Annotated in this window: 27 protein-coding genes and 1 pseudogene; 1 reads left to right on the forward strand and 27 read right to left on the reverse strand. The window is 62.5% G+C overall.

Features of this window, described 5'->3' with window-relative positions; genetic code table 11:
• Positions 1-3 precede the first annotated feature (3 nt).
• The 15 genes from ACT4OC_RS04195 to ACT4OC_RS04265 all read right to left on the reverse strand — a co-directional run bounded on the left by ACT4OC_RS04195 (position 4) and on the right by ACT4OC_RS04265 (position 12,825).
• Positions 4-267 (reverse strand): VirB3 family type IV secretion system protein, encoded by a 264-nt coding sequence (locus tag ACT4OC_RS04195; protein WP_061979567.1) that lies wholly within the window; start codon positions 265-267, stop codon positions 4-6.
• The gene (locus ACT4OC_RS04200) at positions 267-593 is read right to left on the reverse strand and encodes a TrbC/VirB2 family protein (protein WP_444837713.1); all 327 of its coding nucleotides are present in this window, start codon (positions 591-593) and stop codon (positions 267-269) included. The genes ACT4OC_RS04195 and ACT4OC_RS04200 overlap by 1 nt, the downstream gene beginning before the upstream one ends.
• Positions 590-1,510, reverse strand: coding sequence for a P-type conjugative transfer ATPase TrbB (trbB, locus tag ACT4OC_RS04205; protein WP_444837786.1), 921 nt, complete (start codon positions 1,508-1,510; stop codon positions 590-592). Before trbB ends, ACT4OC_RS04200 begins: the two co-directional genes overlap by 4 nt.
• A 247-nt stretch (positions 1,511-1,757) precedes the next feature.
• Positions 1,758-3,065: an MFS transporter gene (locus ACT4OC_RS04210; RefSeq protein ID WP_444837787.1), complete on the reverse strand. Its 1,308-nt coding sequence runs from the start codon at positions 3,063-3,065 to the stop codon at positions 1,758-1,760.
• A 106-nt stretch (positions 3,066-3,171) separates the two neighbouring features.
• The gene (locus tag ACT4OC_RS04215) at positions 3,172-3,825 is read right to left on the reverse strand and encodes a hypothetical protein (protein ID WP_061979570.1); all 654 of its coding nucleotides are present in this window, start codon (positions 3,823-3,825) and stop codon (positions 3,172-3,174) included.
• A gap of 238 nt (positions 3,826-4,063) precedes the next feature.
• On the reverse strand, positions 4,064-4,486 hold the full coding sequence (locus tag ACT4OC_RS04220) for a CopG family transcriptional regulator (protein ID WP_230551328.1): 423 nt from the start codon (positions 4,484-4,486) through the stop codon (positions 4,064-4,066).
• A 9-nt stretch (positions 4,487-4,495) separates the two neighbouring features.
• Positions 4,496-6,472, reverse strand: a complete 1,977-nt coding sequence (locus ACT4OC_RS04225; protein ID WP_230551329.1) for a conjugal transfer protein TraG — start codon at positions 6,470-6,472, stop codon at positions 4,496-4,498.
• Positions 6,473-6,563: 91 nt separating this feature from the next.
• Entirely contained in the window at positions 6,564-8,291 is a 1,728-nt protein-coding gene (locus tag ACT4OC_RS04230) for a relaxase/mobilization nuclease domain-containing protein (protein ID WP_444837714.1), read from the reverse strand.
• A gap of 717 nt (positions 8,292-9,008) precedes the next feature.
• Positions 9,009-9,515, reverse strand: a complete 507-nt coding sequence (locus ACT4OC_RS04235) for a S26 family signal peptidase (RefSeq protein ID WP_444837715.1) — start codon at positions 9,513-9,515, stop codon at positions 9,009-9,011.
• Entirely contained in the window at positions 9,515-9,979 is a 465-nt protein-coding gene (locus ACT4OC_RS04240) for a DUF2840 domain-containing protein (protein ID WP_444837716.1), read from the reverse strand. The genes ACT4OC_RS04235 and ACT4OC_RS04240 overlap by 1 nt, the downstream gene beginning before the upstream one ends.
• Before the next feature lie 328 nt (positions 9,980-10,307).
• Positions 10,308-11,210 (reverse strand): replication initiator protein A, encoded by a 903-nt coding sequence (locus tag ACT4OC_RS04245; protein ID WP_444837717.1) that lies wholly within the window; start codon positions 11,208-11,210, stop codon positions 10,308-10,310.
• 2 nt (positions 11,211-11,212) lie between these two features.
• Positions 11,213-11,491 (reverse strand): helix-turn-helix transcriptional regulator, encoded by a 279-nt coding sequence (locus ACT4OC_RS04250; RefSeq protein ID WP_444837718.1) that lies wholly within the window; start codon positions 11,489-11,491, stop codon positions 11,213-11,215.
• Positions 11,492-11,615: 124 nt separating this feature from the next.
• Positions 11,616-12,089: a DUF2285 domain-containing protein gene (locus ACT4OC_RS04255; RefSeq protein WP_444837719.1), complete on the reverse strand. Its 474-nt coding sequence runs from the start codon at positions 12,087-12,089 to the stop codon at positions 11,616-11,618.
• A gap of 106 nt (positions 12,090-12,195) precedes the next feature.
• Positions 12,196-12,387: a transcriptional regulator domain-containing protein gene (locus ACT4OC_RS04260; RefSeq protein ID WP_444837720.1), complete on the reverse strand. Its 192-nt coding sequence runs from the start codon at positions 12,385-12,387 to the stop codon at positions 12,196-12,198.
• A gap of 159 nt (positions 12,388-12,546) precedes the next feature.
• Positions 12,547-12,825, reverse strand: a complete 279-nt coding sequence (locus ACT4OC_RS04265) for a DNA -binding domain-containing protein (RefSeq protein WP_444837788.1) — start codon at positions 12,823-12,825, stop codon at positions 12,547-12,549.
• A 181-nt stretch (positions 12,826-13,006) separates the two neighbouring features.
• Here ACT4OC_RS04265 and ACT4OC_RS04270 point away from each other — a divergent pair, with 181 nt between their 5' ends.
• Complete coding sequence (locus tag ACT4OC_RS04270; protein WP_444837721.1) at positions 13,007-13,252, forward strand: helix-turn-helix domain-containing protein; 246 nt, start codon at positions 13,007-13,009, stop codon at positions 13,250-13,252.
• Between the two features lie 105 nt (positions 13,253-13,357).
• Here the strand turns inward: ACT4OC_RS04270 and panD are convergent, their stop codons facing one another.
• From panD to ACT4OC_RS04330, 12 genes and pseudogenes are all read right to left on the reverse strand, one after another.
• A complete protein-coding gene (gene panD, locus ACT4OC_RS04275) occupies positions 13,358-13,705 on the reverse strand; it encodes an aspartate 1-decarboxylase (RefSeq protein WP_444837722.1) in 348 nt (115 codons plus the stop codon).
• Positions 13,706-13,990: 285 nt separating this feature from the next.
• Positions 13,991-14,311 carry a DUF736 domain-containing protein gene (locus ACT4OC_RS04280; protein WP_444837723.1) on the reverse strand — a complete coding sequence of 107 codons (321 nt, stop codon included), beginning with the start codon at positions 14,309-14,311 and terminating at the stop codon, positions 13,991-13,993.
• Positions 14,312-14,854: 543 nt separating this feature from the next.
• Complete coding sequence (locus ACT4OC_RS04285; RefSeq protein ID WP_444837724.1) at positions 14,855-15,337, reverse strand: hypothetical protein; 483 nt, start codon at positions 15,335-15,337, stop codon at positions 14,855-14,857.
• A gap of 141 nt (positions 15,338-15,478) precedes the next feature.
• Entirely contained in the window at positions 15,479-16,408 is a 930-nt protein-coding gene (locus ACT4OC_RS04290; protein ID WP_444837789.1) for a DUF2493 domain-containing protein, read from the reverse strand.
• Positions 16,409-16,718: 310 nt separating this feature from the next.
• Positions 16,719-17,783, reverse strand: coding sequence for a DUF7146 domain-containing protein (locus tag ACT4OC_RS04295; protein ID WP_444837725.1), 1,065 nt, complete (start codon positions 17,781-17,783; stop codon positions 16,719-16,721).
• The gene (locus ACT4OC_RS04300; RefSeq protein ID WP_444837726.1) at positions 17,783-22,117 is read right to left on the reverse strand and encodes a strawberry notch-like NTP hydrolase domain-containing protein; all 4,335 of its coding nucleotides are present in this window, start codon (positions 22,115-22,117) and stop codon (positions 17,783-17,785) included. Before ACT4OC_RS04300 ends, ACT4OC_RS04295 begins: the two co-directional genes overlap by 1 nt.
• A 247-nt stretch (positions 22,118-22,364) precedes the next feature.
• Positions 22,365-22,736, reverse strand: a complete 372-nt coding sequence (locus tag ACT4OC_RS04305) for a hypothetical protein (RefSeq protein ID WP_444837727.1) — start codon at positions 22,734-22,736, stop codon at positions 22,365-22,367.
• A 113-nt stretch (positions 22,737-22,849) separates the two neighbouring features.
• Positions 22,850-23,194, reverse strand: a pseudogene (locus ACT4OC_RS04310) (DUF4326 domain-containing protein).
• A 169-nt stretch (positions 23,195-23,363) separates the two neighbouring features.
• Positions 23,364-23,558: a hypothetical protein gene (locus ACT4OC_RS04315; RefSeq protein ID WP_444837728.1), complete on the reverse strand. Its 195-nt coding sequence runs from the start codon at positions 23,556-23,558 to the stop codon at positions 23,364-23,366.
• A gap of 2 nt (positions 23,559-23,560) precedes the next feature.
• Positions 23,561-23,935, reverse strand: coding sequence for a DUF6915 family protein (locus tag ACT4OC_RS04320; protein ID WP_444837729.1), 375 nt, complete (start codon positions 23,933-23,935; stop codon positions 23,561-23,563).
• An 11-nt stretch (positions 23,936-23,946) separates the two neighbouring features.
• A complete protein-coding gene (locus tag ACT4OC_RS04325; protein WP_444837730.1) occupies positions 23,947-24,423 on the reverse strand; it encodes a DUF6878 family protein in 477 nt (158 codons plus the stop codon).
• Between the two features lie 108 nt (positions 24,424-24,531).
• Entirely contained in the window at positions 24,532-26,676 is a 2,145-nt protein-coding gene (locus tag ACT4OC_RS04330; RefSeq protein ID WP_444837731.1) for a ParB/RepB/Spo0J family partition protein, read from the reverse strand.
• Positions 26,677-26,719 lie beyond the last annotated feature (43 nt).

Raw genomic sequence — 26,719 nt, forward strand, 5'->3', positions numbered from 1 at the left:
AATTCAGGTGCTGAGGTGACCAGGAATGCGAACGTGCCGGCGCACGACCTCGACGAAGTCAGGATCGCGCTTGGCGGCCCAAACGGCCGCCATGTGGCCGATGAACCAGAGAAGAAGGCCGGCTAGCCAAAGGCGAAGCCCTAGGCCGAGTGCGGCGGCCAATGTGCCGTTGACGATGGCGACCGAGCGCGGTGCGCCGCCCAGCAGGATCGCCTCGGTGAGCGCGCGGTGCACGGGCGCGACAAAGCCTGAAATTTGCTCATCCATCAGATCATCACCCCACCGCCAAACGAGAAGAACGACAGAAAGAAGCTCGAAGCGGCAAAGGCGATCGACAGGCCAAACACGATCTGAATCAGCCGCCGGAAACCACCTGACGTGTCGCCGAATGCGAGCGAGAGCCCGGTCACGATGATGATGATGACCGCGATGATCTTGGCGACCGGTCCTTCAACCGATTGCAGGATTTGGTTGAGCGGTTGCTCCCAAGGCATGTTTGAGCCGGCGGCCCAGGCCCGAATGCTCAGCGAGCAGAACGCTGCAATCGCCGTGGCCGAACGGACGCCGCGCCCGAGAAAGGACAGCGCGCTCATGATTGATCTCCAATTGCTGAAAGGCTGTAGTCGCCTGATGCCCCCAAACCCGCGACGCAAGCGAGTTCACTCAGGCGTCGCTCAGCGCCGCGGCCGGCGAGCACGGCAATCACGTTGATGGTTTCGGCGATCAGCGCACGCGGGACGGTGGCGACAGCTTCCTGAATGAGCTGCTCAAGCCGGCGCAGCGCCCCGAGTGCGGTGCCGGCGTGGATGGTGCCGATTCCACCTGGGTGGCCCGTCCCCCAGGCTTTGAGCAGGTCGAGCGCTTCAGCCCCACGGACCTCGCCGATCGGAATGCGATCGGGCCGCAGGCGAAGCGAGGAGCGGACAAGATCCGAAAGCGACACCACGCCATCCTTGGTGCGCAACGCCACCAGGTTCGGCGCCTTGCACTGAAGCTCGCGCGTATCTTCGATGAGAACGACGCGATCGCTGGTCTTGGCGACTTCGGCAAGAAGCGCGTTTGTCAACGTCGTCTTCCCGGTTGATGTACCGCCGGCGACCAGAATGTTCTGTCGTGCCATGACCGCGGCTCGCAATGTGCCGGCCTGGTCTGCGGTCATGATCCCCGCCGCGACGTAATCCTCAAGCGTGAACACTGCGACGGCCGGTTTGCGGATCGCAAACACTGGCGCGGCAACCACCGGCGGCAGCAAACCTTCAAATCGCTCCCCGGTCTCCGGCAGCTCGGCCGAGACCCGCGGCGCGCCCGCATAAACCTCGGCACCAACGTGATGAGCAATCAACCGAATGATCCGCTCCCCGTCGGAGGTGGACAGGGTTTCGCCAGTGTCGGTCAAGCCGCTCGACAGCCGATCGATCCACAGCCGACCATCCGGATTGAGCATCACCTCAACAATCGACGGATCTTCCAGGAACCGTGCGATTGCGGGACCAAGCGCCGTGCGCAGCATGCGTGCACCGCGCGAGCTGACCTCCGGCTGAAACGAATGGATTGTCACCAGACCCCCCAAGGAGCTGAGGGTCCCCAAGCGCCCTCAGATGGGGATGATTAGAAAAAGCAGGCGCTCGTTTAGCGCAACAAGGTCGAGTGGTCTTCGCAGGGTAGCGTAGGAAAAGAAAGGTCCGATAAGACGCGCCGTGTCCCGACGCGTGAACTGCGGTATTAGTGACGATTGTGATCGAGATGGAAGGCTTGCCTTACCACTCTCCGCTTTCATGCGGCTCAAACATCCTAATCTCGGTCGAGGCAGTGACTGTCTCAACCGGGACATTATCGTTCGCAAGCGCGCGAAGAAAGGATGCCGGCGCTCGCCAATCAAGCGAACGAAGCCATGGGACGACAAACCAAGCCAACGCCACGATCTGTACAGCAACGCTGACAGCAAACGCGACCTGATAGGCTATTGCGGGATAGTGACCGTCCTGGGGAGTCCACTGCTCCAGAATGAGGCCGGTTCCGTACTGGACCACGAACGCCCACCCGAAATGAAGCACGTTCAAGCTGCCATTCGCTCGCGCGGCGAGCTCACTTGGAAAGTATTCCGCTATGATCGCAAAGCTCAGGACTGTCGCCGCGCTGACAATCGAAACGACAATCCAGGGCAACAGTGACGGCAACGGCAGACGCATGATCAATGCCAGTTCGGCAATCACAAACAACGCTACCACCGCCGCGAACAAGGTTTCTGTGCCTATCCCACGTCTCCGCAATCGGTCAGCTATGGTCCCGAGTAGCAAGGCACCGAGACAAACTGCGATTGCCATGAGAAAGAGTTGGGCGATCAAGGCTTCGCGGTTGAAACCTTCGACATCTGCGAGCCAAGGGGCGGCCCACAACCCCTGCAACGACCAGGCGGACCCAATACAACTCGCGGAAAGCGGAGCGATTCGCCAGAAGCGCGGATCTCTGTAGATCGCTCCGAGTTTCAGGGACGTCCGCTGCGGCAACACTAATTGCGCCTTGTCTGGTACTGCCAAGAAGATCAGGAGAGCTGCAGCGAGTGTCGCGGCAGCCGAAAGCTCGAACAGCCCCCGCCAACCTGAATAGCCCATTAGCCATTCGGCCGGTGCCGTTGCCGTCACCGCGCCCAGCGCGCCCAACATAATCATGTAACCGTTGATCAGGGCGACACGCTCTCGTGGAAACCAGGTGACGATCGCTTTGAGCCCAGCCATCAATGCGGCGGCTACCCCAATCCCGATCATTGCGCGCGCAATCAGAAGCTCCAGAAGACCGGTCGATGCTGCAAATAGCGCTGCGCCGCCCGCAGCCACAACCAGGAGCACACTCTGGACGCGACGTGGGCCAAAGCGGTCCAGCAGTACTCCTATTGGAATCTGAGCGCCCGCGAGAACGAGAAAATAGACCGCCGTCAGCAGGCCAAGGTTGGCCGCATCGAGCCCCAATTCAGCTGAGAGCGGCCCAGAGATCAAGGTGTTGATGGTACGGAACAGGTAGGAGAGATAGTAACCCGCTGCGAAGGGCAGAAAAACACAGGCGATCAGGCGCCAGGCCGGAAGTCGCCCGGAGGGGTCGGACTCGGAGTGGCTTTGCTTGAGCTGTGAAGTGCTCGTCGCGGCGCGCGCGACGCAATCGGAATGGTTTGCCGATTCAGCAGAATGCGTTCGGCAGATGCCGAAAGTTTGGGTTGCTGCCGTCCTCCTCGACGGCAGCGGTCAGGTCGGCAGTTGCGTCTGGAGCGGTGGCCGGGGGTGCCTCCTGGTCGCTATGCGCGGAGACGGGCAAAGCGTTTTCAATCGGAGGGCCATCAGGTCTTGGCGCACTTACCTGCTCGATTGTCTCCCGCATTAGGGACCTTCCCGACCGAACGCGCTTGTCGACCTGCTCGGCCAAGGCCATGAACCGTTCCTGGCCAACCGCACACGCCTCATGCTGCTGTGCTTGAGGCATGGCGGGCGTAACGGTCAGGTGATAACGAGCATGCAGCGCGACCGTCTCGGCGATGGTCCGGACATCGTCATCCAGACGCTCAAGCTGGCTTGTTATCCGCGCGAGAGCCTCATGAATGAGCCCTTCGATGGGCGGTGCCGGATCGAGGAAGCGCTCGAGAGCGGCCTCCATCACCATGCTCTTGCCAACGCCGGGACGGTCGGTGGCAGCTTCCAGTCGCTTGAAAAGCTGGTCAGTGAGCTTGACGGTGACCTTTCTCGTCACAGCGGAGCTCTGCTGTGCTGATCGCGCGTCTGGGTCGGCATGCTCCGAATTTGCCCCGTTCGCTCCGTTGAGTTCAGTGTCGATGCCCATAGTCGACTCTCCCGAATGCACAAAAATTCAGCGCGCGCATGCGAAGCTGCGCTCCAATTTCGTGACAAATGACAGTGATTGCCCCAGCGACGATGGGGCGACAGAAGGAGCAGGACGCCCGCTACTTCAACCGGAGAGAGTCCAGGGGCGTAGTCTGGCGTAGCGAAAGAAAGGAATGGCGCGTTGGTCCTTTGGCGACGATTTCCTACCTGCCAGGCAACTCGACGGGGAAATTTCGCTACTCGGACGTGCCTGAGGCCTGCAAGTCGGTGCTCACTTCGTCCAGTACCGTTGAGCCGCTGGAGAGCCGCCGTCCAAGTGCTTCAACAAAGCGATCGTAGCGCCCGGCGCCCTTGGCGCGCGCGGCCGGTGTCGAATGCTCTGGCAGCGCTGGCGTGGAGGTCAACCAGAAACGGATGAACAGCGCGACGGTCTCAAGCGTCACGGTGTCGTTGCGTTCGAGACGTTCGAGCACGCGTGCAATCCGATCCAGCCGCTTGGCAATGGCCGCCTCGCGGCGGTCGGAATCGTCAGGCGAAAGGAACGAAGCGATTGCAGCCTCGGCGACCAGCGACTTGGGCTGGGCGCGGCGCTTTGCGAAGGCATCCAGCGTCTTGAAGGTATCGGGATCGAGGTAGATGCTGAGCTGGACCTTTTTCATACTGACTACTTACAGGTCCATACCATCGTCGGGGTCGAGGCTGACAGCCCGCGCGACACCCTGCATCGACCGGTTCATCGCTTGCGCCTGGATAGCATCGGCGTCTCCGTCATCGGGCCCAGCGTCGAACTCGTGCTCGGCAAGCGGCGCCTTAATCACGACCTCCTCATTCTGCGGAAGCTCTGGCTCGCGGCGAAGGCCGCCATTCGGGTCGTCGCCCCTGCCCTTGCGCTGTGTGAGCAAGTTTATTGAAGGGGGAATCGGCGCACGGCTCGACCAGTCGTCCTGTCGTGCAGGCAAGGTGATCGGTTCGGGGCGTGGTGGCCTCAACAACCGTTGCTGGAACTGCGGATCCTCATAGTAGCGGACCTTGGTGGCCCGCACCGGGTGCACTCCGGAGATCATCACGATGGCCTCTTTCGGTGAGAGCTGCATGACCTCGCCCGGCGTGAGCAGCGGCCGAGAGGTCTCCTGACGGCTCACCATCAGATGTCCAAGCCATGGGCTTAAGCGATGCCCGGCATAATTCTTCATGGCGCGCAACTCGGTAGCCGTCCCCAGCGCATCCGACACGCGCTTGGCGGTTCGTTCGTCATTGGTCGAGAAGGCGATCCGGACATGGCAATTGTCCAGAATCGCGTGGTTCGGACCATAGGCGCGTTCGAGCTGATTTAGACTCTGGGTGATCAAAAAGCTGCGGATGCCATAGCCTGCCATGAACGCGAGCTGGGTTTCGAAGAAATCGAGCCGGCCAAGCGCTGCGAACTCATCGAGCATCAGCAGGAGTTTTTGACGGCGCCGGTCGGGATCCAGGCTCTCGGTCAATCGCCGTCCGATCTGATTGAGGATGAGCCTCATCAGGGGTTTTGTGCGGACAATGTCGGACGGCGGCACCACGAGGTACAGCGAGACGGGTCGAGTTCCGTCCATCAGATCGCGGATGCGCCAGTCGCACCGGCCGGTGACCTTGGCCACGACCGGATCCCGATAGAGTCCCAGGAAGCTCATCGTGGTCGACAATACGCCCGAGCGCTCGTTCTCGCTCTTGTTGAGGAGCTCGCGCGCAGCTGAAGCCACGACTGGATGAATGCCAGCCCCGAGATGCGGGGTTGCCAGCATTGCTTTGAGCGTCGCCTCGATCGGGCGCGACGGGTCGGACAGAAAATTGGCGACGCCGGCGAGCGTCTTGTCAGACTCTGAATAGAGAACATGCAGTATCGCGCCCACCAGCAGCGAATGGCTGGTCTTCTCCCAATGATTGCGGCGCTCGAGGGCCCCTTCGGGATCAACCAAAATGTCAGCGATGTTCTGGGCGTCACGCACCTCGCAATCGCCCCGGCGGATCTCGAGAAGCGGATTGTAGGCGGCGCTCGCCGCATTCGTCGGATCGAAGAGAAGCACTGGCCCGAAACCAGCGCGCCAGCCCCCGGTGATGGCAAAATTTTCACCCTTGATGTCGTGGACAATGGTCGAGCCCGGCCAGGTCAGAAGCGTCGGGACGACGAGGCCAACACCCTTGCCCGACCGCGTTGGAGCAAAGCAGAGCACATGCTCGGGCCCGTCATGCCGAAGATAGCGGCCCTGAAACCGGCCGAGTACCACACCATCGGCCCCCAACAGCCCCGCGCGCCTGACCTCGCGTGCATCCGCCCATCTGGCTGAGCCGTAGGTAGTGACGTCCCTCGCCTCCTGCGCCCGCAACACCGAGAGCGCGATTGCGATGGCGATGGCCGCGAAGCCACCGCTCGCGGCAATGATGCCACCCTCGAGAAAGATTGCCGGTGCGTAGCCGTCGAACTTGAACCACCAGCCGAAGAAGCTGAACGGCTGATAAACCGGCCAAGGCCCGAGCGTGAACCAGGCAGGTCCGAGCTGCGGCTGGAAGCCGAGGCGCCACGCGGTCCACTCGGTCGCCGCCCACAGGAAGGCGAGCACAACCAAACAGACCAGGATCACCTGATGCCAGAGAATCTTGGTCGCGGACATGGGTGAAGGTGTTGGCGCCATCGACACGCGGGCGCAAGGACGAGGTCCGCTGCATCGCATTCGAGCGTGTCCTGGCGCAGAGATCGGCGGGTCAAAGCGACAGCCCGCGCTTGCGCCCAAAACTCCAGTCGACACTGCCGGGACCGGCGATGCCGCTCACCTGTTTCCCCCGTTCGCGTTCGAGCGAAGGTGCCCAGGGCACAAGCTGGAAGCCGAGACCATTGTCGATCATCGCGAAACGGCCGGAGGCCAGGGACAGCCTCTGCCGGTAAACTCCAGAAACCGGCTGGCCTGTTTCGCTCGGCAAGTGCGAAAGCCCTGTTTCCTCGGCCAGACGCCGTCCGACGTTATCGAGTTCGCGCCGCCGCAGGGTTTCGATCAGGCCGCGGCCAAGCGTAACCTTTTCACCCGCCCGGCGGGCGAGACCCCACTCAGCCAACGCGTCGATCCGCCGATCGAGCGCGGCGCGGACCTCGGCGCCAAAACCGGCGCCCGACAGTTCGGCGGGCTCGCGCGCAGCGAGTTGCCGGTCCAGCCAGGTGGCGCCGTCCGCCACGACCTGTTGATCGAGGTTCAGGTCCGAGCGCACGGCGAGCGCGATACGTGTTCGGCCGCTTGTGTCCTCGAAGCGCCGGAGTTCCACGATCGCGCCGATCGGCCCATCGCCGGCCATGTCGATATCGGGGAGTTTGAGGTGATGCACGCGCCCGTCGACCCCATCGACGATGGCAAACGCCGTGCCCTTGAGCTCGTCATCGAGCCCGCGGGCGATGAGCCGGCCGATCACCGGCTCTCCATGGCGTTCGCCTTCGAGCGCCCAGGATGAGGGCGCACGGGTCGCGCCATCTTTGGTCAAGCTCTTGTGCAGCCGCTTGATGATATCCCCGCGCTCGCCGAGCGCACGCAGGCGCGACTCCACGTCCGTGGGCAGCACCCAGCGGGCGGGACCAGCCGGTTCGGCCAGGCCCAATCTCTCAAGCGTCCGCATCCGCCCGATCCGGATCTCCCGCAGTGGGTCGCGCGCTGCATCCCGGTCCGGCCTCAAATCGATCACTCCGTCCGCCGCCCCCGCTTCCCGGGCTAACGCACGGTCGAGCCTGGTCCAGCGCTCTGCAGTCACCTCCACTTCAAGGCTACGGCGGACCTCAAGTTCCGACCGTAGGCCGAGTTCGCGGGTAACGAGATCGCCGGCGCGGGCGCGCAAGCCCGTCGCAATGTAGTCGCGACTGATGACGAGGTCTGTTCCGTCGTCCGTACGGCCGCGCGCGAGGACGTGGATATGCGGATGCTCCGTATTCCAATGGTCGATCGCGACCCAGTCGAGCCGGGTGCCGAGGTCGCGGGAGGCCTGATCCATGAGCTCGCGGGTGAAGCTGCGCAAGCTCGCGAGCTCGGAAGCATCGTCGGGCGAGACGATAAACCGGAAATGATGCCGGTCACCCTCGCAACGCTCAGCGAAAGCGCGACCATCTGCATCATCGCCCGCTGCGTCAAACAGCCGGCCAGGTGCGCCGTCGCGGGTCACGCCGTCGCGCTGGAGGTAGCCGACATGGGCCCGCAGAGCCCCCGGCGATCGCATTCGGCGCACCACGCGGGCCTTGATCATGGCGGTTCGGGCGCGGCTGTTGAGGAGCCGGGTGGCGGCAAGGCTGGCCGCGCGACCGCGTCCGAACTTGCTGGCACGGCTGCGGCGGCCCCGCGAGTAACCGCCGGCCTTCTGCGCGGCCTTGAGTGCCTGCGCCAGAAAGGATTTTGTCCGGGGCGCGCGGGTCGAGCGGATGCGGCCCGGACGGATGCGGAAATCGTCGTTACCGGTCATCCTGCCCGCCGTAAGGTGTCGAAAGCTGAGCAACAGTAGCGCGTTGGCGAGATTCGCAAGTTGTGCTGGCCATTCGCAATGTTTGCCGCGTCATTGGAATTTGCTGGTGTTTACTGCTCGAACCGACCCGCCGAACCTTGCGGCTTTTATCCTGCCCTCCTCGGTCGCTGGTTCCCAGGGCCCAACTTCCAAGCCAACAGACTCTCGGTACTCGCGGCGATTTGCGACAAAATGCAGTTCGGGTCATTGCGGTGGATCCTCCAATAGCGTTTGCCCGAACACGTCGGCTGGTGGCCGATTCATTGCGAAAGAGCCGCCGCGACTTGGCAGTTGACTTGCGAAGCCCCCACTGTTTGCGAGCGAAGCGAGCGTTTGCGATAGCGATCGTTACCCGAAGGGCCGAGACACCCGTAGGGTGGCTCGGTGAGGAGCGAAGCGACGAGTAGAGCGCGGGCCGAAGGCATCGCCCGTATGCCATCAGCACGTTAATATCGCACTCCTCCGTTGACCCGCCCCTGGTCTCTCCCAGTTAGTCTGGAACCCACGAAAAGATCCGACAGCACGCGACGAACTGCGATTGGGTTGGTCAGCATTGCGCGGAGCCACAACAACACGCGTGCCGACTGCTGCGCGAGGACTCATTGCAGAAGCCTACGCGTTGGCGGTGCAAAGAATCGAGCAGAATAGTTGCAGTTCGACTGCTAATACCGAGCATGTTCATTCTCTGTCAGTCCACACCGGGATCGCTCGGCCGATAACGGAAGATGCAGGAATGGGGCCGAAATATCGCCCGTCAAAAGAGTCCGCCGACTGCCAGTTCATGACAAAGATTTCGTCGGCACCAAGGATGCGGCAGCCCTGCCAGACCGGCAGTGGCCGGCCGCGTTGATCGCGATCGCGTGCCTGGCCCATCTCGATGCTGTCCACCACGATCGTGGGTCCGGTTCTGCAGACGGTTTGTCCTGGCAGTGCCAGCACACGCTTGAGCATCGGAAGACCGTTCGGCAAATAGCCGTTAAGGTCGAGGAAGGTCGCCAACGGCTCGGGTGGCCGAACGGCCACGAGCCGGGTGACATCCAATCTTCCGACGTCTTGCAAGCGATACAGACCGATCGGCACGCTCTCCGACGCGTTCCAGATGTACCACGGTGAGGTGTTCTCGACCGGCCACAGCGCGAGAGTTGTGGCGCCACACATGGCAAGAATGATCGCCAGCCGTTGCATCAGAATGCCACCCGTCGCCGCTGGAGCCACGCCCGGTGACGCCCGGCGGTGTAGATTCGAGGCGCTTCGTTGACTGACAGACGGTTGTGAACGTGGTGCCAATACTCGGGGGCTGCTTCGGCGGGATGGATGCCAAGCACCTCCACCGCGTCGATCAACTGGAGAACGCGCTCGACCTTTGGCCAGCCAGATAATCGCAGCAGACTTTCGCCACCGGGGCTGACCCAAGGCACGGTCGAATAGCATTGGCCAGGCATCGGCGCGCGCAAAATGTCGATGCGAGACAGCACGGTCCCGAAGTCATTTGAGGTCCAACGCACAAAGGCGAAGATGCTGCCTGGCGTGAATGAGAGAACGCGCCGGTGACGGTCGATGATCTTTTCCGATACGGGCTTGCCGAACCGAATTCGGTTCTCGATCCGCTTCTCGAGCCACAAGAGCTCAACGGTTGTGAGATCGCTCACCTGACCGCTCCGCATTGTTGAGAGAGATTTGTGGGACGTGCCAGCGGCCGCGCTGTCGCCGGCGCGTCGAAGACAATGCCTCGGTTAGGGCAGACCGGTTGTGGTGAGCCGTTCACGGGCCGGCACGGCCAAAGCGCATTCCTGCTAACATTCGCAGTCAACAGGCGCAGATCCGTTAGAAGGAATCCGAAGGATTCCAGGTTAGTAAAGTTACGGGCGCGGAAAATCTTGGCGCAGCAGAGCGTTAGCTCTGATTTCCGTCCCCGATAGCACGTGGATCGGGTCCTCGATGGCACGAGGGTTCTGGTCCCTGATAGCACGATCGAGTTCACAGCTTATCCCCCGCTGGTGAGGCGAGGCCACGCTTGCGCAGTCGCTGCGTCAGCGGGTTGACAGGGACGGGTACGAAATTCAATCGTTCTGCGCGATTTGGGTCTTGTGTGATAGCGAGCCGATAGCCCGGCAAAGTCTGGCAGCGCACGATCTGGCGCAGGTCGTAGGCAAAATGTTTGAGCGGCGACAGGCTGCCTGACTTGGCGTGCAGGTGCACAACATCAAAACTCCAGCCGCCATGCTGGTGGCCGCCGTGCTTGCGGACAAGGCGATAGAGCCAGCGCTCGAGTCCGCCGGTCAGGTCGAAATACGCACGATCGATGGTCAACACGAGCGCCTCGTCGAGAACGCCCGTGTAGAACCAATCGGGCAAGATCAGTTCCAGTCCACGCGGATGGCCGTGGGCGTCAGATGTCTCTTTCCACTCGTTGATCCAGGAGAAGCGATGCCGCCGACGTTCCGTCGGTTGTCGGATCGACGTCATGACGGTCGTCGATTGCAGCCGGTCGAGTGCAGCCTTGAGGCGATCGTAATCGCGCGCGCTGGTGCCGCGACCGACGAAGGTCAGGATCTCGTAGGGCGTGGCGGCCATCAGCCGCGATGTCTTTAGGCCGGCATCACGGGCCTCGACGATTTGCGAAGCGGCCCAGATCAAGACGTCCGCATCCCAGATTGTCGCCATGCCATGTTCCGGCACGGCTTCGACACGAATGGTGACCGTGCCGGCTCTGAAGTCGATTGGTGCACTTCGCTTGGACTTCGCCAGCGAGAAGAACGGATAGGCCATCAGGTCTTGTGCATCGCGCGGCGCCAGATCACCCGGCAGCGCACGAAACAGATCGAGCTGATCGCGCTCCGAGCGACGCCGTCTGTGTACAGAGGAGTTGCCGTCCGACATAGTCAGCGCCGCTCCTTGCCCGCATAGGGAATCGGCGCGTGCCGCTTGGCTGGCAAGACCGTGTCGTTGCCAGGGTCGCTGGTCGATGTCTTGGTACCGCGGTCAACCCAAGCTTTCAGATCATCGAGGGCATAGACGACCCGACCGCCGAGCTTCCGGTAGGTCGGCCCCGTGCCATAGGTTCGGTGCTTTTCCAGGGTTCGTCCGGACAGACCGAGAAAGCGTGCTGCTTCCGGCGTGCGCAGGTATCGCGGCGGCAAGCCGGCGTTCGGGTCAGGCATTTGAGAGACTCCGTGGTCGTCTGGCGCGCGAACGAGTTGGATCGCGCGTCGAGGGAGACGATGGCGGAGTAGAAGTGCTTAGGGGGATGCCGAAGATGGGGAGATGATTTTCGGTACCCCTGCCCTATTCCTTGCGATGTGGTGGACGGAGCAATGCGCGATAGCCGCCGCGCATCAGCGCCAAGCCGGCCTGCACCAGGCGGATGGTCCGGCTGCGCAGCTCATGAGTCTTCCAGGCGCGCTCAGGTATGCGCTTTCGGCCGAACAATACCTCGGCGATCGCCCGATAAGAGGCACCATCCATGCGCCCATCGAGGGCGCGCAGAGCCAAGGCTAGTCGTTCGCGCCGCTGTGCCGAGAGCTGATGAAAGGGAGGCCCTGGCGGACGGCCGTTGATGGCGCGCCACAGCCGATGTGAGGAATGCGCGCGGATCTCAAAATCCGGATCGAACGGCAGTTCGGCTGCGTAAGAGACACCCAGCTGCGGTGCCTCTTTCAACCACAAATGATGTTGGGCTCCCTGAATGCGTAACACGGCATGCCAACCGTCCGGCGCGTGTCTGATGCTGCCCGATGCCAGCTCGGCAAGCGGCAGCATCGGGCCGGCGGCGTGCGAGACAGACGCGCTCCGGACAACCGGCACCACCGTAGGCAGGGCCTCGGGCGCCCAAAAAATTGTCTGTTCGTCAAAGGACCCGTGTGGGTCATGCGCGAAAGCAGACGCCCCATCTCCTTCGAAATTCAGAAGTCACCTGCCCCTCCTTCGATCGAGCGTCGCGGTAGGCAATTCGATAGTTGGGACTCCGCCGGAGTGACTCCCACGCGAAATCCGCGACCTCTCCCGACTTGATGGCGCGCTGATACGCGCCCGGCGAGCGCCAGTCGAACTCGGACATTGCTTTGATCCCCTGCCGTAAGGCGATAGCGACGCAATGTCTATGAAGCCTTGGGTTGTTGTGGAAGTCACCAATTGTGCATTGCGTGATGCGCGCAGGCGATCACGCGTTAGCGGGAGAAATTTGTTCTCGACTGCAGATTCCAGACGAAAATTACTGCTACTTGATCGCGCCGCCGCGAAGCAAATCGCGATAGCCGTGGTCTGCCATCCACCTTGCGCGCGCCAAATGACTATCAAACGCATTGCGAGCGCGCGCCGGTTCGTGATCCGGATCGATATGCAACACGATCCGAGCAACTTCCCTCCAGTCGGCGCCGTCGGCCTCCGCATCGAGAAGACGCCAATACGTCACCAGATGCTGTTCATCGTAGCTCGTGAGCACCGGATCATCCGGAGCTGAGTCGGCGGCATCAGGATCGAGTGGTGGGGTCTGCATCAGTGCTACCAACAACTCCATTGAGCGATTCTAGTGCCTGTGCGTAGATATATCCACAGAACCGCCATAATATTATCAGGTCCAGCATAAAATTCCTGAGAACGACTAGTCATTAGACTAGTCGCGCACGCTGGTTAGTTGCCTTTCCGCGTATTATAACACGTAGCGCCAAAATACGCGATTGCTTCCTATCCTGCGGATGGATATTCGCAAGGTTTTTGGAGCAAATGCGCGTCGATTTCGCTTGGCCCTGGGCCTAAGTCAGGAGGCCGTTGCAGAACGTATGGGCGTCGATCGCGCCTTCATCAGCAGCATGGAGCGAGGGTTGCAAAATGTGACCCTCCTTACAATGTGGCAAGTTTCTCAGGCACTTGAAGTTCGACCTGCAGAATTGCTCGACGAGAAAGCCTCGAAGATCCGCTCCTGATTCCAGCTACGAGGCGCGGGACCGGGAGCTCGGCATGCAATCAGACGTTCCAAAAAAAGCAGCTACGATCGAGCTAAGCGGTACGATCTCCTGACGGTGCGATCTTCACATCTTGCGATTCTTTTCGTCGACGAGCACGACCCGCGGCTGAAACTTGCGAGCCTCGTCACCGTCAAAACTGGCGTATGCAACGACAATGAGCTTATCCCCCGCCATCGCCAGACGTGCGGCAGCCCCGTTGAGCCCAATGACGCCTGATCCGGCGGGAGCCTCAATCACATAGGTCGAAAATCTCGCACCGGTATCGATGTTGTAGATATCGACGCGTTCATTAATGAGAAAACCAGCAGCCTCGATGAGATGTCGGTCAATGGAAATCGAGCCCTCATAGTGCAAGTCGGCTTCAGTCACGCGCGCACGATGAATTTTGCCCTTCATTAAGGTCACCTGCATCGCCTGTATCCCGTGTCGTTGTCTTGAAGTTTGCGGCGCTGCCAATATGGACCGAGCGGCTGCACGTCAATAGGAGTTGTAGCTAGAACTTTACGCCGTCGGGCATTCTCCAAGAGAGACTGATCGAGCACGACTATTCTCGAAAATCGATCTTCGGGAGCAAATTCTTACCTGATACGGAATAAAGATTAGTCGTGACGACCTTCACAAAGGCGCCGAGGGCTGGTGGGCACCAAGAGAAGAGCCCCGCCCGAGCAGATCGGGCGGGGCTTGGCGGAGCGAGTCTTATTCGCCGTTCTTGCGGGGCCGCGACCACAGCAGGGTGTATCCTTCGCCGCCCTCGTCGTCGAACAGGTTCGCGTAGATCGGCGCGTTGAAGGAGGGATCGTCGAGCTTGAGCGAAAGGTAGTCGCGACCTTCCTCGGAGCGCTTCGACCAGGCGGCACCGATCTCGGCCCGGCCCACAAAGACCCGGTGGCTCGGAGCTTTGTCGTTGGAGGGGTTGGATTCCGCGACGATGCGGACGCCTTTGGCCTGCAGGCTGAGGGTGATGATCTCGCCCTGGAAATCGTTTCCGACCTTCTTGAACGAACCGATGGTAGCCATTTGTCTTCTCCTGTTGTGCTTCGAGCCCGCGACCACCGCGGCCTCGATGGCGATGGACGGGCCGAAGACGATCGGCGACGCACCCGCCTTTGGGCCGGAGCGAAGCGGAGGACGCTGTCGTAGCGACTTTCTTGCCGCGCGAGGAATGGGCGTAGCCCAGGGGAAGAAAGTCGCTACGACAGCGTTGCGGCTCAGACGATCGAGGCGTAGCCGGTCTTCGGCCAGATCAAGCCATCACAGAGGCCCGGTGCGTCCGTGCTCTGAACCACAAGTCCGGGAGAAGATGGTGGACTTCGGTTGGCTCCGTGCAAGAGGTCGAAACGGTTCGGCGTAGAAAAAGAAATGAAGGAAAGCAAAAGCGGTATCGCCAGCGCGAAGCCAACCTCAAGAGAACGACTCCATCATCCGATCTATGTGTACCGGCCGCAATCACGCCGTCGGTCGAAGCGCTCCGATGAAGGTCGCGATTACCTTTCGCTCAAGCTTCTGACCGACCAAATGCGCCGCTTTAGCCAACCAGTCAGAGAGACGGATGGCGCAGGATCATTGCTGATGTGCTGCGGCTGTGAGAACAGGTTGAGGATCGCTCCCGACTGCTCGGCCCGAATCGAGCGGGCGGGTCTCGGTGAGGATGGTCAAGCGGGTCCACGCCGTGCCGCCAATGAAGATCGCGCCGAGGCAGGCGAAGACCTCACGCCAGACCAATGACGGCACGCTGAACTGCGACATCACAAACACCACCTGATAGCCAGCAAGTGTAGCCGGCACGGCAAAAAGCGCGGCAATGATGGCACGGATGATCACTGAGCGTGTCATCGCGAACGCAGTTTGACCGATTGCGAGTGTCACCCCGCTGGTGGCAATGCCAGCAATCGCCGCTCCGAAGATACCGGCGCCGCTGTGCAATGCCATCATGAAGACATTGAGTCCGACAAAAAATGGCAAGGCGAATACTGCCAGTGTGAAGATCAGCCAGCAGAACAGGCCGATGCCAGCAATATTCAGGAGGAGTCCAAGGACGAGCATGGTGGTGGCTCCATATGCAAAGGGATAACGGTTGCGCCTTCCACCACCACCACGGCGCAAGTTTGGATGTGCAATCGAAACGAGGCGGAGTTGCGGCGATGCAACTCCACCTCGGTGGTGTGAAGGCCGGCAGGACGGCGCTTACGCGCCGTTGCCGAACGTCCAGACGGGGATGCCGAGCTTCCTGGCCTTGTCGGTCAAGTTATGCTGGATGCCGGTGCCCGGGAGGAAGACCATGACACCGATCGGCAGCAGCTCAAGCATCGCATCGTTGCGTTTGAACGGTGCTGCCTTCGCATGCTTCGTCCAGTCCGGCTTGAAAGCGATCTGTGGCACCTTGCGGTTAGTGGCCCATTTGGAGGCGATCAGCTCGGCGCCTTTCGGCGAGCCGCCGTGGATCAGGACCATGTCGGGATGCTTGGCGTGAACCTTGTCGAGGCGATCCCAGATCAAGCGGTGGTCGTTGCAGTCGAAGCCGCCGGTCAGTGCGACCTTCGGTCCGGGAGGCAACATGACCTCGGTCTCGGCGCGGCGCTTGGCGGCGATGAAGTCTCGGGAGTCGATCATTGCCGCGGTGAGCGTGCGATGGTTGACCAGTGATCCCGACCGGGGGCGCCAGGATGAACCGGTGTGGAGTTCAAAGCGCTCGATGGCCTGGTCGCGGAAAAGTTCGAGGCAGTTGCGGCGCTCGATCAGCGTGATGCCTTCTGCCGTTAGGCGTTCGAGCTCGACCGATCGTACTTCCGAGCCATTCTGCTCGCGCTGGCTCTTGCGTTGCGCCTGTTCGTTGTCGTCGAGCTGCCGTCCGATGCGATCTGCGGCACGATGGAAGAGGTTGACGGTCGACCACAGCAGGTCCGGAAGGTCCGGTTCGAGCCGGGTGTCGTTCAGCGTGGCGACCAGGGCGTCGAAGATGTCGGCAACAGCGCCCGCGATCGTCTTGCCTTCTGGCAGGGGTCTCGGATCGGGCTGGTCGTCGAATGGACGGTAGCCAAAGAGCTGCAATTCGCTGAGGACGAGGTCGGTCGGAGATGCCGCTTTCGGTGGTTCGATGTCGTCGTGGTCGGTCATGGCGTGAAGTCCTTTGCCGGATTGGCCGCGCCCATCGCGGCCTTCGTGGCGATCACTCAGACGGTGGGCGGGACGGGCCGGCACCCGGAGCAACGCGGAGGGCCGTAGCGCCAGCGAAGGATGGCTGTGGGGCGACTATTTTGCTTCGCGATGCAAAGGCCCGAAGGGCCGGCGGAAAATAGTCGCCCCTCAGCCATTGCCAGACCGAGCCGCCTGCCGTCCGATCGCCCTCTAGAAGGCCGTGGTCGCGCCTCTCCGGCATTGGGCCACCGCGGCCGAGGCTGTCGACGTGGATAGGAACCAAACGCGCCTATACGACGGTAGCCGACAAGAGAAGAAAGCGGGAGACGTCCTCTGGTACGAGCTGCAGCCGCAACGCCGCTCGTAGGGCGTCGAGACCGAAGATGTGCAGATCTTCGTTGAAATCGCCCAGCCGAGGTGACAAGGGGACTGCTTCGATGCCGGCCGCTTCTGCGCGGTCTAACAGAATGGCTTGCACCATGTCTCCAGCGGCGTCAGCATCCCGGGCGATATAGAGCCGACGCAAGCTCGACGACAGCAGCATGGCGGCGAGGTGATTGGCCGACAGCGCCGCAGCCATCGGCAATGTTGGAAGCGCACAACGCAGCGAGAGCATGGTTTCGATGCCTTCGCCGGCCACAAGCACGTCGTCGTCCGGCGTACCGAAGCGAACCGCATTGCCGAGTAGATCGCCCATGGCCCGTCGCGGCGTGTCGACCGGAGCCTTGCCGAGCCGAATCCGATCAAAGCCGTTCGGATCGAGCCACGTGCGATGCACACCGGTGATTCTGCCATCGAGATCTGTGACACAGGCGATCATCGCCGGCCAGGTCTCGGTGGGCAGGTGCTCGTCAGGCCGATAGTAGCAACGCGGATGGAAGCGGAGGCTACCAGCATGGTGCACGTGGACGATTCCGCGACGCCGCAGATAGGTCTCCACCATGGTGCCTTCGATCGGACCTGAGATCGCGAACAGCCGCCTTGCGGCCTCTTGTGATCCCGCCGGGACGGAGCGCACTAGTGGCAGTCTTGGTACGGGTTCCGATTCAGTGCGAGGTAGCTTGAGGAAGCGCCTCGCCTCCTCGGCAACTTCGCGGAAGTCACGGAGCCCAAGGCTGTGCCGAATGATGTCCAGGAGATCGCCATGCTGGCCGGTCGCGGCATCGGTGAACTTGCCGGCGGGGCCCTTCGGGGAGTCTTGGAGCCGCACGAACATCGAGCGGCCCGGCGTATTGTAGACGTCACCAACCAGCCAATAACGCCCTTCGCGCTTTCCATTGGAAAGGTAATGACGGCACACCGCCTCAGCCTCGCGCGCGAGGCGATGCGCTAGTTCGGAGGCGTCGCGGCGCATCACGCGGCCTCCCGTTCGGCGATGCGCTCGATTGGATAGTGCTCGAGCACCCTCGCCAGGACTTCGACGCCGCCCTCGTCGGTGGGCACGAACATGCGCAGCTTCCAGGAGATGATCTCGCTGAAGAGACCACACGCCCTGAGGCGATCGCGCATCGTGTCGTTGAATCTGGACAGCTCGATGCGGTGTCTGCCCATGACACGGACTCGGCGAAGCTGGAGGCCTTCAGCGAGGTCGAGAACAGTTCGCCCCTCCATCAGAGCGGCAAAGGCCGCGTCCGACGACAGCTTTGGCGCGTCGGTCGCAAGCACATTCGCGGCCCAGGCGGCCGAAACCTTGCGGCCGATGACTCTTTCTCCGGTATCGGTCTGAAGTCGGTAGACACGCGTCGACTCATTCGGTAGCCGCTTCCAGATCGGCAGCAGCAAGCCAGCAACGATATGGATCGTGCTTTCCGAGAATTCGGGCACGTCATGCAGCTCGGCCTGCCAGGCGGCGCTGAAGCGTTTGCGGTCGACTTCCGCCCAGTGGCTTTCCGCCATCATCTTCAACGGAAGGCTGCTATGTTCCATCGGCCGGATCAGCCGCACACGCCGTTCGATCTCGCCGTCATCGAGCATGAGACTCGGCGCTGGCACCTGAACGGCGGCTCGGCCGGAGCGCTCGTTGACCAGCAGGACGCCGGAGGAATCGGAGAGCCGATCGAGCGCCTCGTCCAGCGTCACGGGACGGTTGCGCCGACGTTCGGTGATGGTGAGCAGCCGCGTCTCCGCGCCGGTCCCAGGATGGGTGTGGATGACGCTCCGGTCAGCGACGACGAAGCTCTCGGCGAGTAGCGTCTCCAAGCCGGCATCGTAAGTGCCGGACGCGATGGCTCCCTCGATGCGAGCGCTCAGCAACTGCTCAAAGGCCGTGAAAAGGATATTTTGAAGCTCGATGGTGAGCGCCAACAACCTGTTGAGGAAGGTCGTGATCGGCGGAAGCTCATCCTTTAGCCCATTAGCGTCCATAAGCTTCAGTCCGGTCGCCTCTTCGAACCTCTCGAGCGAGCAGCCCTCAATCTTGCCGCGCGCGAGCAGCATGTAGAACTGGCGCAACGCATCACGGCCATACTGGCTTTCGAGATTGTCTTCGGGTCGGAATAAGCCCTGCCCGCCGGTCTGGCGCTGACCTCGGGTGATGGCCCCTAACGTATCGAGCCGGCGAGCGATCGTAGAAAGGAAACGCTTCTCCGCCTTGACGTCAGTGGCGATCGGCCGGAAGAGCGGCGGCTGCGCCTGGTTGGTCCGGTTCGTGCGACCAAGACCCTGGATGGCGGCATCCGCCTTCCAGCCGGGTTCGAGCAGGTAATGGACACGCAACCTGCGATTCCGAGCCGATAATTCGGCATGGTACGAACGTCCGGTACCGCCCGCATCGCTGAAGACGAGGATGCGCTTGGCGTCATCCATGAACGCTGCGGTCTCGGCGAGGTTTGCCGATGCGGCACGGTTCTCAACGATGAGGCGCCCGCCCTTGCGGATGACGCGGCGAGAGCGTCCCGTGACCTCAGCAACCATCTCCGTCCCAAAGCGCTGGACAATCTGGTCGAGCGCGCCCGGCACGGGCGGGAGCGAGGCGAGCTTTTCGATCAGGCGGTCGCGGCGCCTGACGGCTTCCCGACTCTCGACCGGCTGACCGTCGCGATAGACGGGCCGGGAGGAAAGATTGCCCTCGCTGTCGGTGAAGGGCTCGTAGAGCTGGACCGGGAAGGAATGGGCGAGGTAGTCGAGCACGTACTCGCGCGGGGTGATGTCGACCTGAACGTCGCCCCATTCCTCGGTCGGGATCTCGGCAAGTCGCCGCTCCATCAACGCCTCGCCCGTGGAGACGATCTGGATGACCGCGGTATGGCCAGCGTCGAGATCGCGCTCGACCGATCGGATCAGCGACGGCGTCTTCATCGAAGTCAGGAGATGACCGAAGAAGCGCTGCTTGGCGCCTTCGAAGGCGGATCGCGCGGCGGACCTCGCCTGCGCGTTAAGCGTGCCGGTCTCGCCGGTGATATTCGCGGCCCGCATGGCCGCGGCGAGGTTGTTATGAATGATCGAAAATGCACCGGCATAGGCGTCGTAGATGCGGATCTGCTCGGGGGTGAGTTGGTGTTCGACGAGGTCGTACTCGACCCCCTCGTAGGAGAGCGAACGTGCGGAATAAAGGCCGAGCGCCTTGAGGTCGCGCGCCAGCACCTCCATGGCCGCGACGCCGCCCTCCTCGATTGCCTCGACGAACTCGGTACGGGTGGCGAACGGGAAATCGTCGCCGCCCCACAACCCTAATCGTTGGGCATAGGCAAGATTGTGCACAGTGGTTGCGCCCGTCGCGGAGACATACACCACACGGGCATTCGGCAAGGCGTGCTGGAGCCCTAGACCAGCGCGGCCTTGCTGAGAGGCGACCTGGTCACCACGCTCGCCCTTGCCGCCAACCGCGTTCTGCATGGCGTGGCTCTCGTCGAAGACGATCACTCCGTCGAAATCGGAGCCCAACCATTCGACGATCTGCCGAACGCGCGAAAGCTTTTCGCCGCGCTCGTCGGTGCGCAGCGTAGCGTAGGTCGCAAAAAGGATACCTTCCGACAGCCGGATCGGCGTGCCCTGCCGGAAGCGGGAAAGCGGCGTAACGAGCAACCGCTCCACCCCGAGCGCCGACCAATCGCGCTGCGCATCCTCGATCAGCTTGTCGGACTTGCTGATCCAGACCGCACGACGGCGGCCCTTGAGCCAGTTGTCGAGCAGGATACCGGCAACTTGCCGTCCCTTGCCCGCTCCGGTGCCGTCCCCCAAAAACCAGCCGCGGCGAAAACGAACGGCATTCTCCGCGTCATCACGCGCGGCCCCGACGCCGTCAAGAGTCACATCGACCGTCCAGAAGCCAGCGAGAAACTCCGAATGCGCCTCGCCAGCGTAGATGACGCTCTCGAGCTGGGCGTCGGACAGGATGCCATCCGCTACGACATTGGTCGGCAAGTGCGGACGATAAGATGGCTTTGGCGGAGCGACTGATGCCATCGCTGCCGACTGCACGAGTTTGGTCGGATGCGCCTGTGCGCCGGGAATGCGGGTCGACTGAAGTGAGTAGGCTTCATAGAGCGCATCGGTGATGGTACTGGCATCAGTGGGCGTCCAGTCGACCACCTCGTAGGCGACTTCAGTCGCCATCAGGCCGATTGCCGGCGCGGCCGCCGACGGCTGGCGCTGGGCGACATAACCGCGAACGGTCCGCGGCGTGGACGGGCTGGCAATTGCTGGCACTGCCGCCGCTGGGGTGCCTACGATTGGAGGACGTGGTGGTACAGACCGGACGACCCAGCCGAGCAAAGTCGGCAGGTCGGGTGCGATGCTGCCGGATACCGGCAATGACGCTATGTCGTCGGCCGGCACGCGATCGATAACGGTCAGGCGGGTGTCAACCGTGGTGCCGTGCTTGGCAAAGACGGCGCCGCCAATCGCCACCGAGAAAACGACCCGGCTCTGCTCCTGCAGTCGTCTGAAAGAGTCGGTCCACACGGGATTGTCGGGTGCGACGTTTGCGCCCGTGATGGCGACCAGCCGTCCGCCTTCTGGGAGACGGGCCAACGCGGAGGCAACGTGCCGTAATGCCGCATCCGCCACCCGACGATCGACGTGGACCGCTGCCGAGAACGGCGGGTTCATCAGCACGACGCTCGGCACGATACGCCCATCGAGGTGGTCATTGATGTGTGCGGCGTCAAATCTCGTGGTGGAGACGGCAGGAAAGAGCTGCCCGAGAACGCCGGCGCGGCTCTCGGCGAACTCGTTGAGGACGAGAGAGGCGCCGGCGAGTTCTGCGAGGACGGCGAGATGGCCAGTGCCGGCTGACGGCTCCAGCACGACATCGGCTGGCGTGATCGCGGCGGCAACGCTCGCGACATACGCCAATCCGATAGGTGTCGAGAACTGTTGGAGGGATTCGCTTTCCTCGGACCGGCGTGTCTGGGTCGGAAGGAGACTTGCGATTCTCGTCAGCATCGACAACATGTCCGCCGGCGACGCCGCCTTGGCGCGCATGGCGGCGCCATGCCGCCCTAGGAAAAGGACGGTCGCCGCCTCGCAGGCGTCATAGGCGGTCTTCCAACCCCACACCCCGGTCGCATCGGAGCTGCCGAACGCTGCCTGCATGGCGCTGCGCAGGACGGTGGCATCGATGCGACGTCCCTGTTCGAGATCGGTCAAAAGCTGTCGCGCAGCCCTGACAACTGCGGATGCGACGACTGCGGTGGCACGCATCGAGAGCGGCGCGGCGCTGGCGCCGCCGACGAGAGATTCGGTCATAGGAGGATTTCTCAGGAGAGCGGGAATGGGCCGAACCGCCCGGCGCTCTCACGACCGCGGCGGCTCGAATCCTTCCCGGCCCGCCTCTCCTCTTGATCTCCGCCAAAGAAGAAAGGTCCGGCGTCCAGCGCCGGACCCTTTTGAGCGAACTATCCAAACCGACGATCACTTGTTGGGACCGTACTCATCATTGAGCAGAACGAATGTGATGCCCTCGTCGGTGGCGTAGTTCTTGGCGAGGTTGACGTCACACATCGCACACCTCGCGGATCCAATGCGCGAGTTCGCCGGGCCTGTTGAGCAAGTCGAGCGATGCAAAATTGTTCGGGCCGCCGACATAGTCTTTCCGGCCCTTGCAGGTCCGAAACAGAATGCCGCTGTGAGAGCCCAATGCCGATTGGGAGACCTGCACGTAGAGGTGATCGCCGTGGAGGGTAATTTCGCCGGAAACGGCAGTGCCGGCCTGGTTAGAGCGGAGGTCGTAGGAACCGGGCTCAAGACCCAGCGCCGTCGCAACGCGACGGAGCTGGGATCTCGCACGGCTGTGGAAGAGGCGCTTGGCCTCAGCGTCGTAGGCGACGGACTTTCGAAAATCGAAGGCGTTGGATGTCCTGGACATGTGGGAGACTCCGAGAGCGGGCGAACCACCCCGGCGGCTCGCTCTCGCCGCGCGCCGGGCTCGCCTGAGGTCCCGGCCCTCCTCTCGCTCTATGCCGCGGCCTTGACGGCGCGCTACCACGCGACGCGCACCTCGCGCGCAGCGTTGGCGAGCCGCATCAAGAGATCGCCGTGGCAGGCGCGCGGCGCGCAGAAGCACACGAGATCGCGTCCACGCAGTTCATCGAGCGCACGCAGCAGATGGTGCTGGTCCGCCAGTCACCGCTCGTACTTGGCGATGACGGCCGCGCGGTCGCCATCGCGGCCAATCCGGAACGGATTGCCCCATTTGCTGCCGCGCCCGATGTAGACGGCGCCTGCCGGAATGCCCGCGTGATGCTTGCTGAGAACCCTGCACATTTTCTGTCGCCTCCCGATCTTCGCGTTGCGGTGGGCTGGCGGCCGGGCGCGGTTGAGCATCGGCTGTCACGCGAGGCGTCTTCCGCCGAAGCGGGAACGGCTTGCCCGTTGATAGCCGATGTGCCACGCCCAGACAGGACGCGACGCAACATTGGCCGGAAGGCGCCGACGAGTGCGGGGTCTCAACAAGCAATGAGATGGATGAGAGAGAACGTCCGATGGAGACGTGTCAGAGCCGCCAGGTCCGTGCGATGGTCTGGGTCTGTCGGTGATAGTCGAGCATCTCGCGGTAGAACCGCTTACGCGCGGTCCGGCGCTTCGGATCGTGCCGCGATTGTCGGGTGAGCTTGCGGGACGCCGCGCGAACCACGGCCCGCCAACTATCATGCACGGTGATGTCCAGGCGAAGATAGGTGCCGTACATGGTCAAGCTCCTTCCGGGGTCGGAGAAAGCAGCGGCTCGAGCTCGCACCCGATGCGCTGCGTGCGGCTCATCCAGGGTTCGGGACGGATGCACCTCACCCAATCGGCGAAGGACGGGATGTATCCGAGATCCTCGATAACGTGCTGCTCACCGACCCAGCGTGTCGGAATAACGCGGCCGGACGACAACGTGATGGTCGGACCAAAGATGGTCTCGGCCATGAAGATGCCCTCGGCGTGATGGCGGAGCGCGCGGTGCCGGAAATCCGCTGTGATCTGCTTGCTGGCGTCGAACCAGCTATGGATCGCCAGATAGTCGTTGACTGCCCCGCCCCACTTCTTCACCGAAGAGAGCGAATGATGATAGGGATGTGCCATCGCTGCCTCCTTCAGAACAGATGCTGGGTGTATTTGGAGGTTTCGATCCGCTCATTGAACTTGAGCGTGATCGTTCGCTCGGCGACGTCGAAGAGGAAGTCGCCGTAGGCGCCCTGGTTATCCTGCCATCCGGAGTAGGTCTGCTGGAGGAGATCGTAGACGAGCTTCTCGATCGCGTCCTTCACCGATAGGATTTGGCGAGTGACTATCTGCCTGCCCCATTCGACCCGCGCAATCTCGACGTTGATGCTCCGGAGATCCGTATCACCGCCTTCTCCGTCGGCGACAGCGCCGTCGATCTGTCCCTCGTCGGCATAGCCGTTGAATGCAACCTCCACGGTGTCGATGCGCGCACCGGCGAGTACGTCGAAAAACGCTGCCTTGTTGTCCGAGAGAGTGGACTTGCAAAGTCTGACAAATTCCTGGTCTCGCGCGAGCCAGGAAGCGGAATCGAAACCCGATCCGGGTGTTGAGGTATCGTCGGCCATGATGATTCTCCCAAGACGATGAAGCCCGGCGCAAGCGCCGAGCTGAACGATGAGGTGCGTGTGATGAAGAGCTGCGGGGCAGCGGCATGCCGCCCAGCAGCGATTGGCTTATTCGGCTGCGACGGGCTGTGGCTGCTCGCTCTCGTCGCCATCGCTCGATTGCTCCTCGTCGGCGGAGAGGAATTCGGGGAGCGGCCCGGCTGCAGAGTCGGAATTGTCCGAAGGCGAAGACACAGCGGCCAGGCGCAGCGGCTCGGGGAGCCAACCGGCCCCCTCGAGCAAGCGCTCGGCTTCCTTCGCCATCTCCGACTTCTTGAGATGATCGATGAGCTGTGCCGAGGATTCGCCCCTTGCCTCACGGACGGCTTCGAGAATCCGGATCTTGGTCACCCTGCCGAGGTAGTTGTCGACCGTCGGCCGCCATCCGGCCTCCGCCATGTCGAGATTGACAGCCCGTGCCAGGCGGTCCGCCTGATCGAGACGGCGCCGCAGGCCATGGGCGGTCACGCCAGAACCGCCAAAGCGATCGACCTTCTCGGACAGCGCATTGACGCCGCCGGAAGCGCAGTGGGCGAGCAGGGCCAGCCGGCTGGCGTCGTCAAGCGCGATGAGCCAATCCCACAACGCCTGCTCATCGGTCGGCATGTCGGCCTTCCAGGCCTCGTGCCGGTCCGCGATCGATCGTGCTGAGGCGCTCTCCTTCAGATCGGGTGCCTGTGCGGGCAGCTGAATGTGGCGAACACCGGCTTCGAGACACCCAGGAGTATACGTCTGGTAGAAGGCATCTACACAGAACTTGTGGAGAAGCATGGTCATCGCGACCTGCGGATGGGAAGCGACCGCATCGCGCAGCGCCAGCGTGCGGTGCGCGGTAAGCTCCATGACGAGGCGGTCGGGTAACGGCCGAACTGCATCGTCGTCCTCCTCCTCATCCGGATTCGCCTGCCCGCTGACCGTGATCGTGGCGCGCTGGGCCAGTGGTGCGTCCTGGTCACCACCATCAGCGTCAGGCGCTGCCGTGCCGGCGTCGGGATCGGGCTCCGCGGTCGCCGCGACGAATGCGGTCTCGTCCTCGCGGCGGACGTAGCCGCGCTCGACATGCAGCGCGCCCTCGGCATCGATGCTGACAAAGGAGCCGGCGTGGACGATCTCGGCCGGCTTAAAGATATCCGGCCGGTTCTCGAAAGCTTCGAGCGCCTCCTCGAGCTCGCCGAGCCGCGCATCCACCTCGTCGGGCAGTTCGTCGGCGTCCTCATATTTCTCCTGAAGCGCATTGTATTCGGCCTGGAGCGCCTCGGCGCTTGTCTGCGCCTCGGCGGTGAGATCGGCCGGTTCGCCTTCGAGCCGGCGGAGCCCATGATCGTGAGCGTAAGGGAAGCTCGGGGCGACCTCGATCCACTTCCAACCTTCGGCTGCGATCGTCTCGGCTTCCGTCCGCAGCTTTTCGGCCACGAGACGCTCGAGCAAAGCGACGTCCTCGAGCCAGCCGCCGCCGTCTTCTTCGAAGAGATCGCGCAGGATGTTGCCGCCGGCCGCCTCGTAGGCCGCGAGACCGACAAACCGCGCGCGCTTGTCGGAGGCCCGAACCGCGCGCTCGGTCAGAAGGCGCCTGATCTGATACGGCTCGTCATAGCCCGACTTGTTGATGTTCTCCCAAACCTGCTCCTGCCGAGCGTGATCAGCCGTGACGGAGAACGCCATCAACTGCTCGAGCGACATGCCGTCGTCGGCATACACGTCGAGGAGTTTTGGGGAAACCGCCGCAAGCCGGAGCCGCTGCTTCACGACACCGACGGATACGAAGAAGATGGCCGCGATTTCCTCCTCGGATTTCCGTTGCTCCCGCAGGGTCTGGAATGCTCGAAACTGGTCGAGAGGATGAAGCGCGACACGATGCACGTTTTCGGCAAGCGAGTCCTCTTCCGCCGAAATCTCACCGCCGGCATCAGCGACGATGCAGGGGATCGGCGCGGTCTTCGCGAGACGCTTCTGTTTGATCAGGAGCTCAAGCGCGCGATAGCGGCGACCGCCGGCTGGCACCTCGAACATGCCGGTTTCCTGTCCGTCGGCTTCGAGGATGGGCAGCACGTAGAGACTCTGCAGCAATTTTTCGCGATGGGCGATGTCCTCGGCGAGATCCTCGATCGAGATGCCGGCCTTGATCCGCCGGACATTCGATTGGGACAGCACGAGCTTATTGAAGGGAATGTCGCGCGACGGCGACAGATTGATCTTCTGAACGGCCTTTGCCATGTCGGTTTCTCCGGAACGGGCGGCCGGGAGCCTCTCTCTCGGC

The sequence above is a fragment of the Bradyrhizobium sp. genome, from assembly GCF_052389815.1.
GTDB lineage: Bacteria > Pseudomonadota > Alphaproteobacteria > Rhizobiales > Xanthobacteraceae > Bradyrhizobium.

Coding starts and splice junctions, on each gene's coding strand:
- ACT4OC_RS04325 (WP_444837730.1), bottom strand. CDS start 24,423: ATGGCCGACGATACCTCAACACCCGGATCGGGTTTCGATTCCGCTTCC.
- ACT4OC_RS04225 (WP_230551329.1), bottom strand. CDS start 6,472: ATGTCCGCGACCAAGATTCTCTGGCATCAGGTGATCCTGGTCTGTTTG.
- ACT4OC_RS04280 (WP_444837723.1), bottom strand. CDS start 14,311: ATGGCTACCATCGGTTCGTTCAAGAAGGTCGGAAACGATTTCCAGGGC.
- panD (WP_444837722.1), bottom strand. CDS start 13,705: ATGCAGGTGACCTTAATGAAGGGCAAAATTCATCGTGCGCGCGTGACT.
- ACT4OC_RS04285 (WP_444837724.1), bottom strand. CDS start 15,337: ATGCTCGTCCTTGGACTCCTCCTGAATATTGCTGGCATCGGCCTGTTC.
- ACT4OC_RS04295 (WP_444837725.1), bottom strand. CDS start 17,783: ATGCGCCGCGACGCCTCCGAACTAGCGCATCGCCTCGCGCGCGAGGCT.
- ACT4OC_RS04250 (WP_444837718.1), bottom strand. CDS start 11,491: ATGCCTGACCCGAACGCCGGCTTGCCGCCGCGATACCTGCGCACGCCG.
- ACT4OC_RS04315 (WP_444837728.1), bottom strand. CDS start 23,558: ATGTACGGCACCTATCTTCGCCTGGACATCACCGTGCATGATAGTTGG.
- ACT4OC_RS04265 (WP_444837788.1), bottom strand. CDS start 12,825: ATGCAGACCCCACCACTCGATCCTGATGCCGCCGACTCAGCTCCGGAT.
- ACT4OC_RS04215 (WP_061979570.1), bottom strand. CDS start 3,825: ATGGGCATCGACACTGAACTCAACGGAGCGAACGGGGCAAATTCGGAG.
- ACT4OC_RS04260 (WP_444837720.1), bottom strand. CDS start 12,387: ATGTCCGAGTTCGACTGGCGCTCGCCGGGCGCGTATCAGCGCGCCATC.
- ACT4OC_RS04235 (WP_444837715.1), bottom strand. CDS start 9,515: ATGCAACGGCTGGCGATCATTCTTGCCATGTGTGGCGCCACAACTCTC.
- ACT4OC_RS04255 (WP_444837719.1), bottom strand. CDS start 12,089: ATGCTGCCGCTTGCCGAGCTGGCATCGGGCAGCATCAGACACGCGCCG.
- ACT4OC_RS04300 (WP_444837726.1), bottom strand. CDS start 22,117: ATGACCGAATCTCTCGTCGGCGGCGCCAGCGCCGCGCCGCTCTCGATG.
- ACT4OC_RS04330 (WP_444837731.1), bottom strand. CDS start 26,676: ATGGCAAAGGCCGTTCAGAAGATCAATCTGTCGCCGTCGCGCGACATT.
- ACT4OC_RS04230 (WP_444837714.1), bottom strand. CDS start 8,291: ATGACCGGTAACGACGATTTCCGCATCCGTCCGGGCCGCATCCGCTCG.
- ACT4OC_RS04305 (WP_444837727.1), bottom strand. CDS start 22,736: ATGTCCAGGACATCCAACGCCTTCGATTTTCGAAAGTCCGTCGCCTAC.
- ACT4OC_RS04200 (WP_444837713.1), bottom strand. CDS start 593: ATGAGCGCGCTGTCCTTTCTCGGGCGCGGCGTCCGTTCGGCCACGGCG.
- ACT4OC_RS04245 (WP_444837717.1), bottom strand. CDS start 11,210: ATGTCGGACGGCAACTCCTCTGTACACAGACGGCGTCGCTCGGAGCGC.
- ACT4OC_RS04220 (WP_230551328.1), bottom strand. CDS start 4,486: ATGAAAAAGGTCCAGCTCAGCATCTACCTCGATCCCGATACCTTCAAG.
- ACT4OC_RS04320 (WP_444837729.1), bottom strand. CDS start 23,935: ATGGCACATCCCTATCATCATTCGCTCTCTTCGGTGAAGAAGTGGGGC.
- ACT4OC_RS04290 (WP_444837789.1), bottom strand. CDS start 16,408: ATGACCGACCACGACGACATCGAACCACCGAAAGCGGCATCTCCGACC.
- ACT4OC_RS04195 (WP_061979567.1), bottom strand. CDS start 267: ATGGATGAGCAAATTTCAGGCTTTGTCGCGCCCGTGCACCGCGCGCTC.
- trbB (WP_444837786.1), bottom strand. CDS start 1,510: ATGCTGCGCACGGCGCTTGGTCCCGCAATCGCACGGTTCCTGGAAGAT.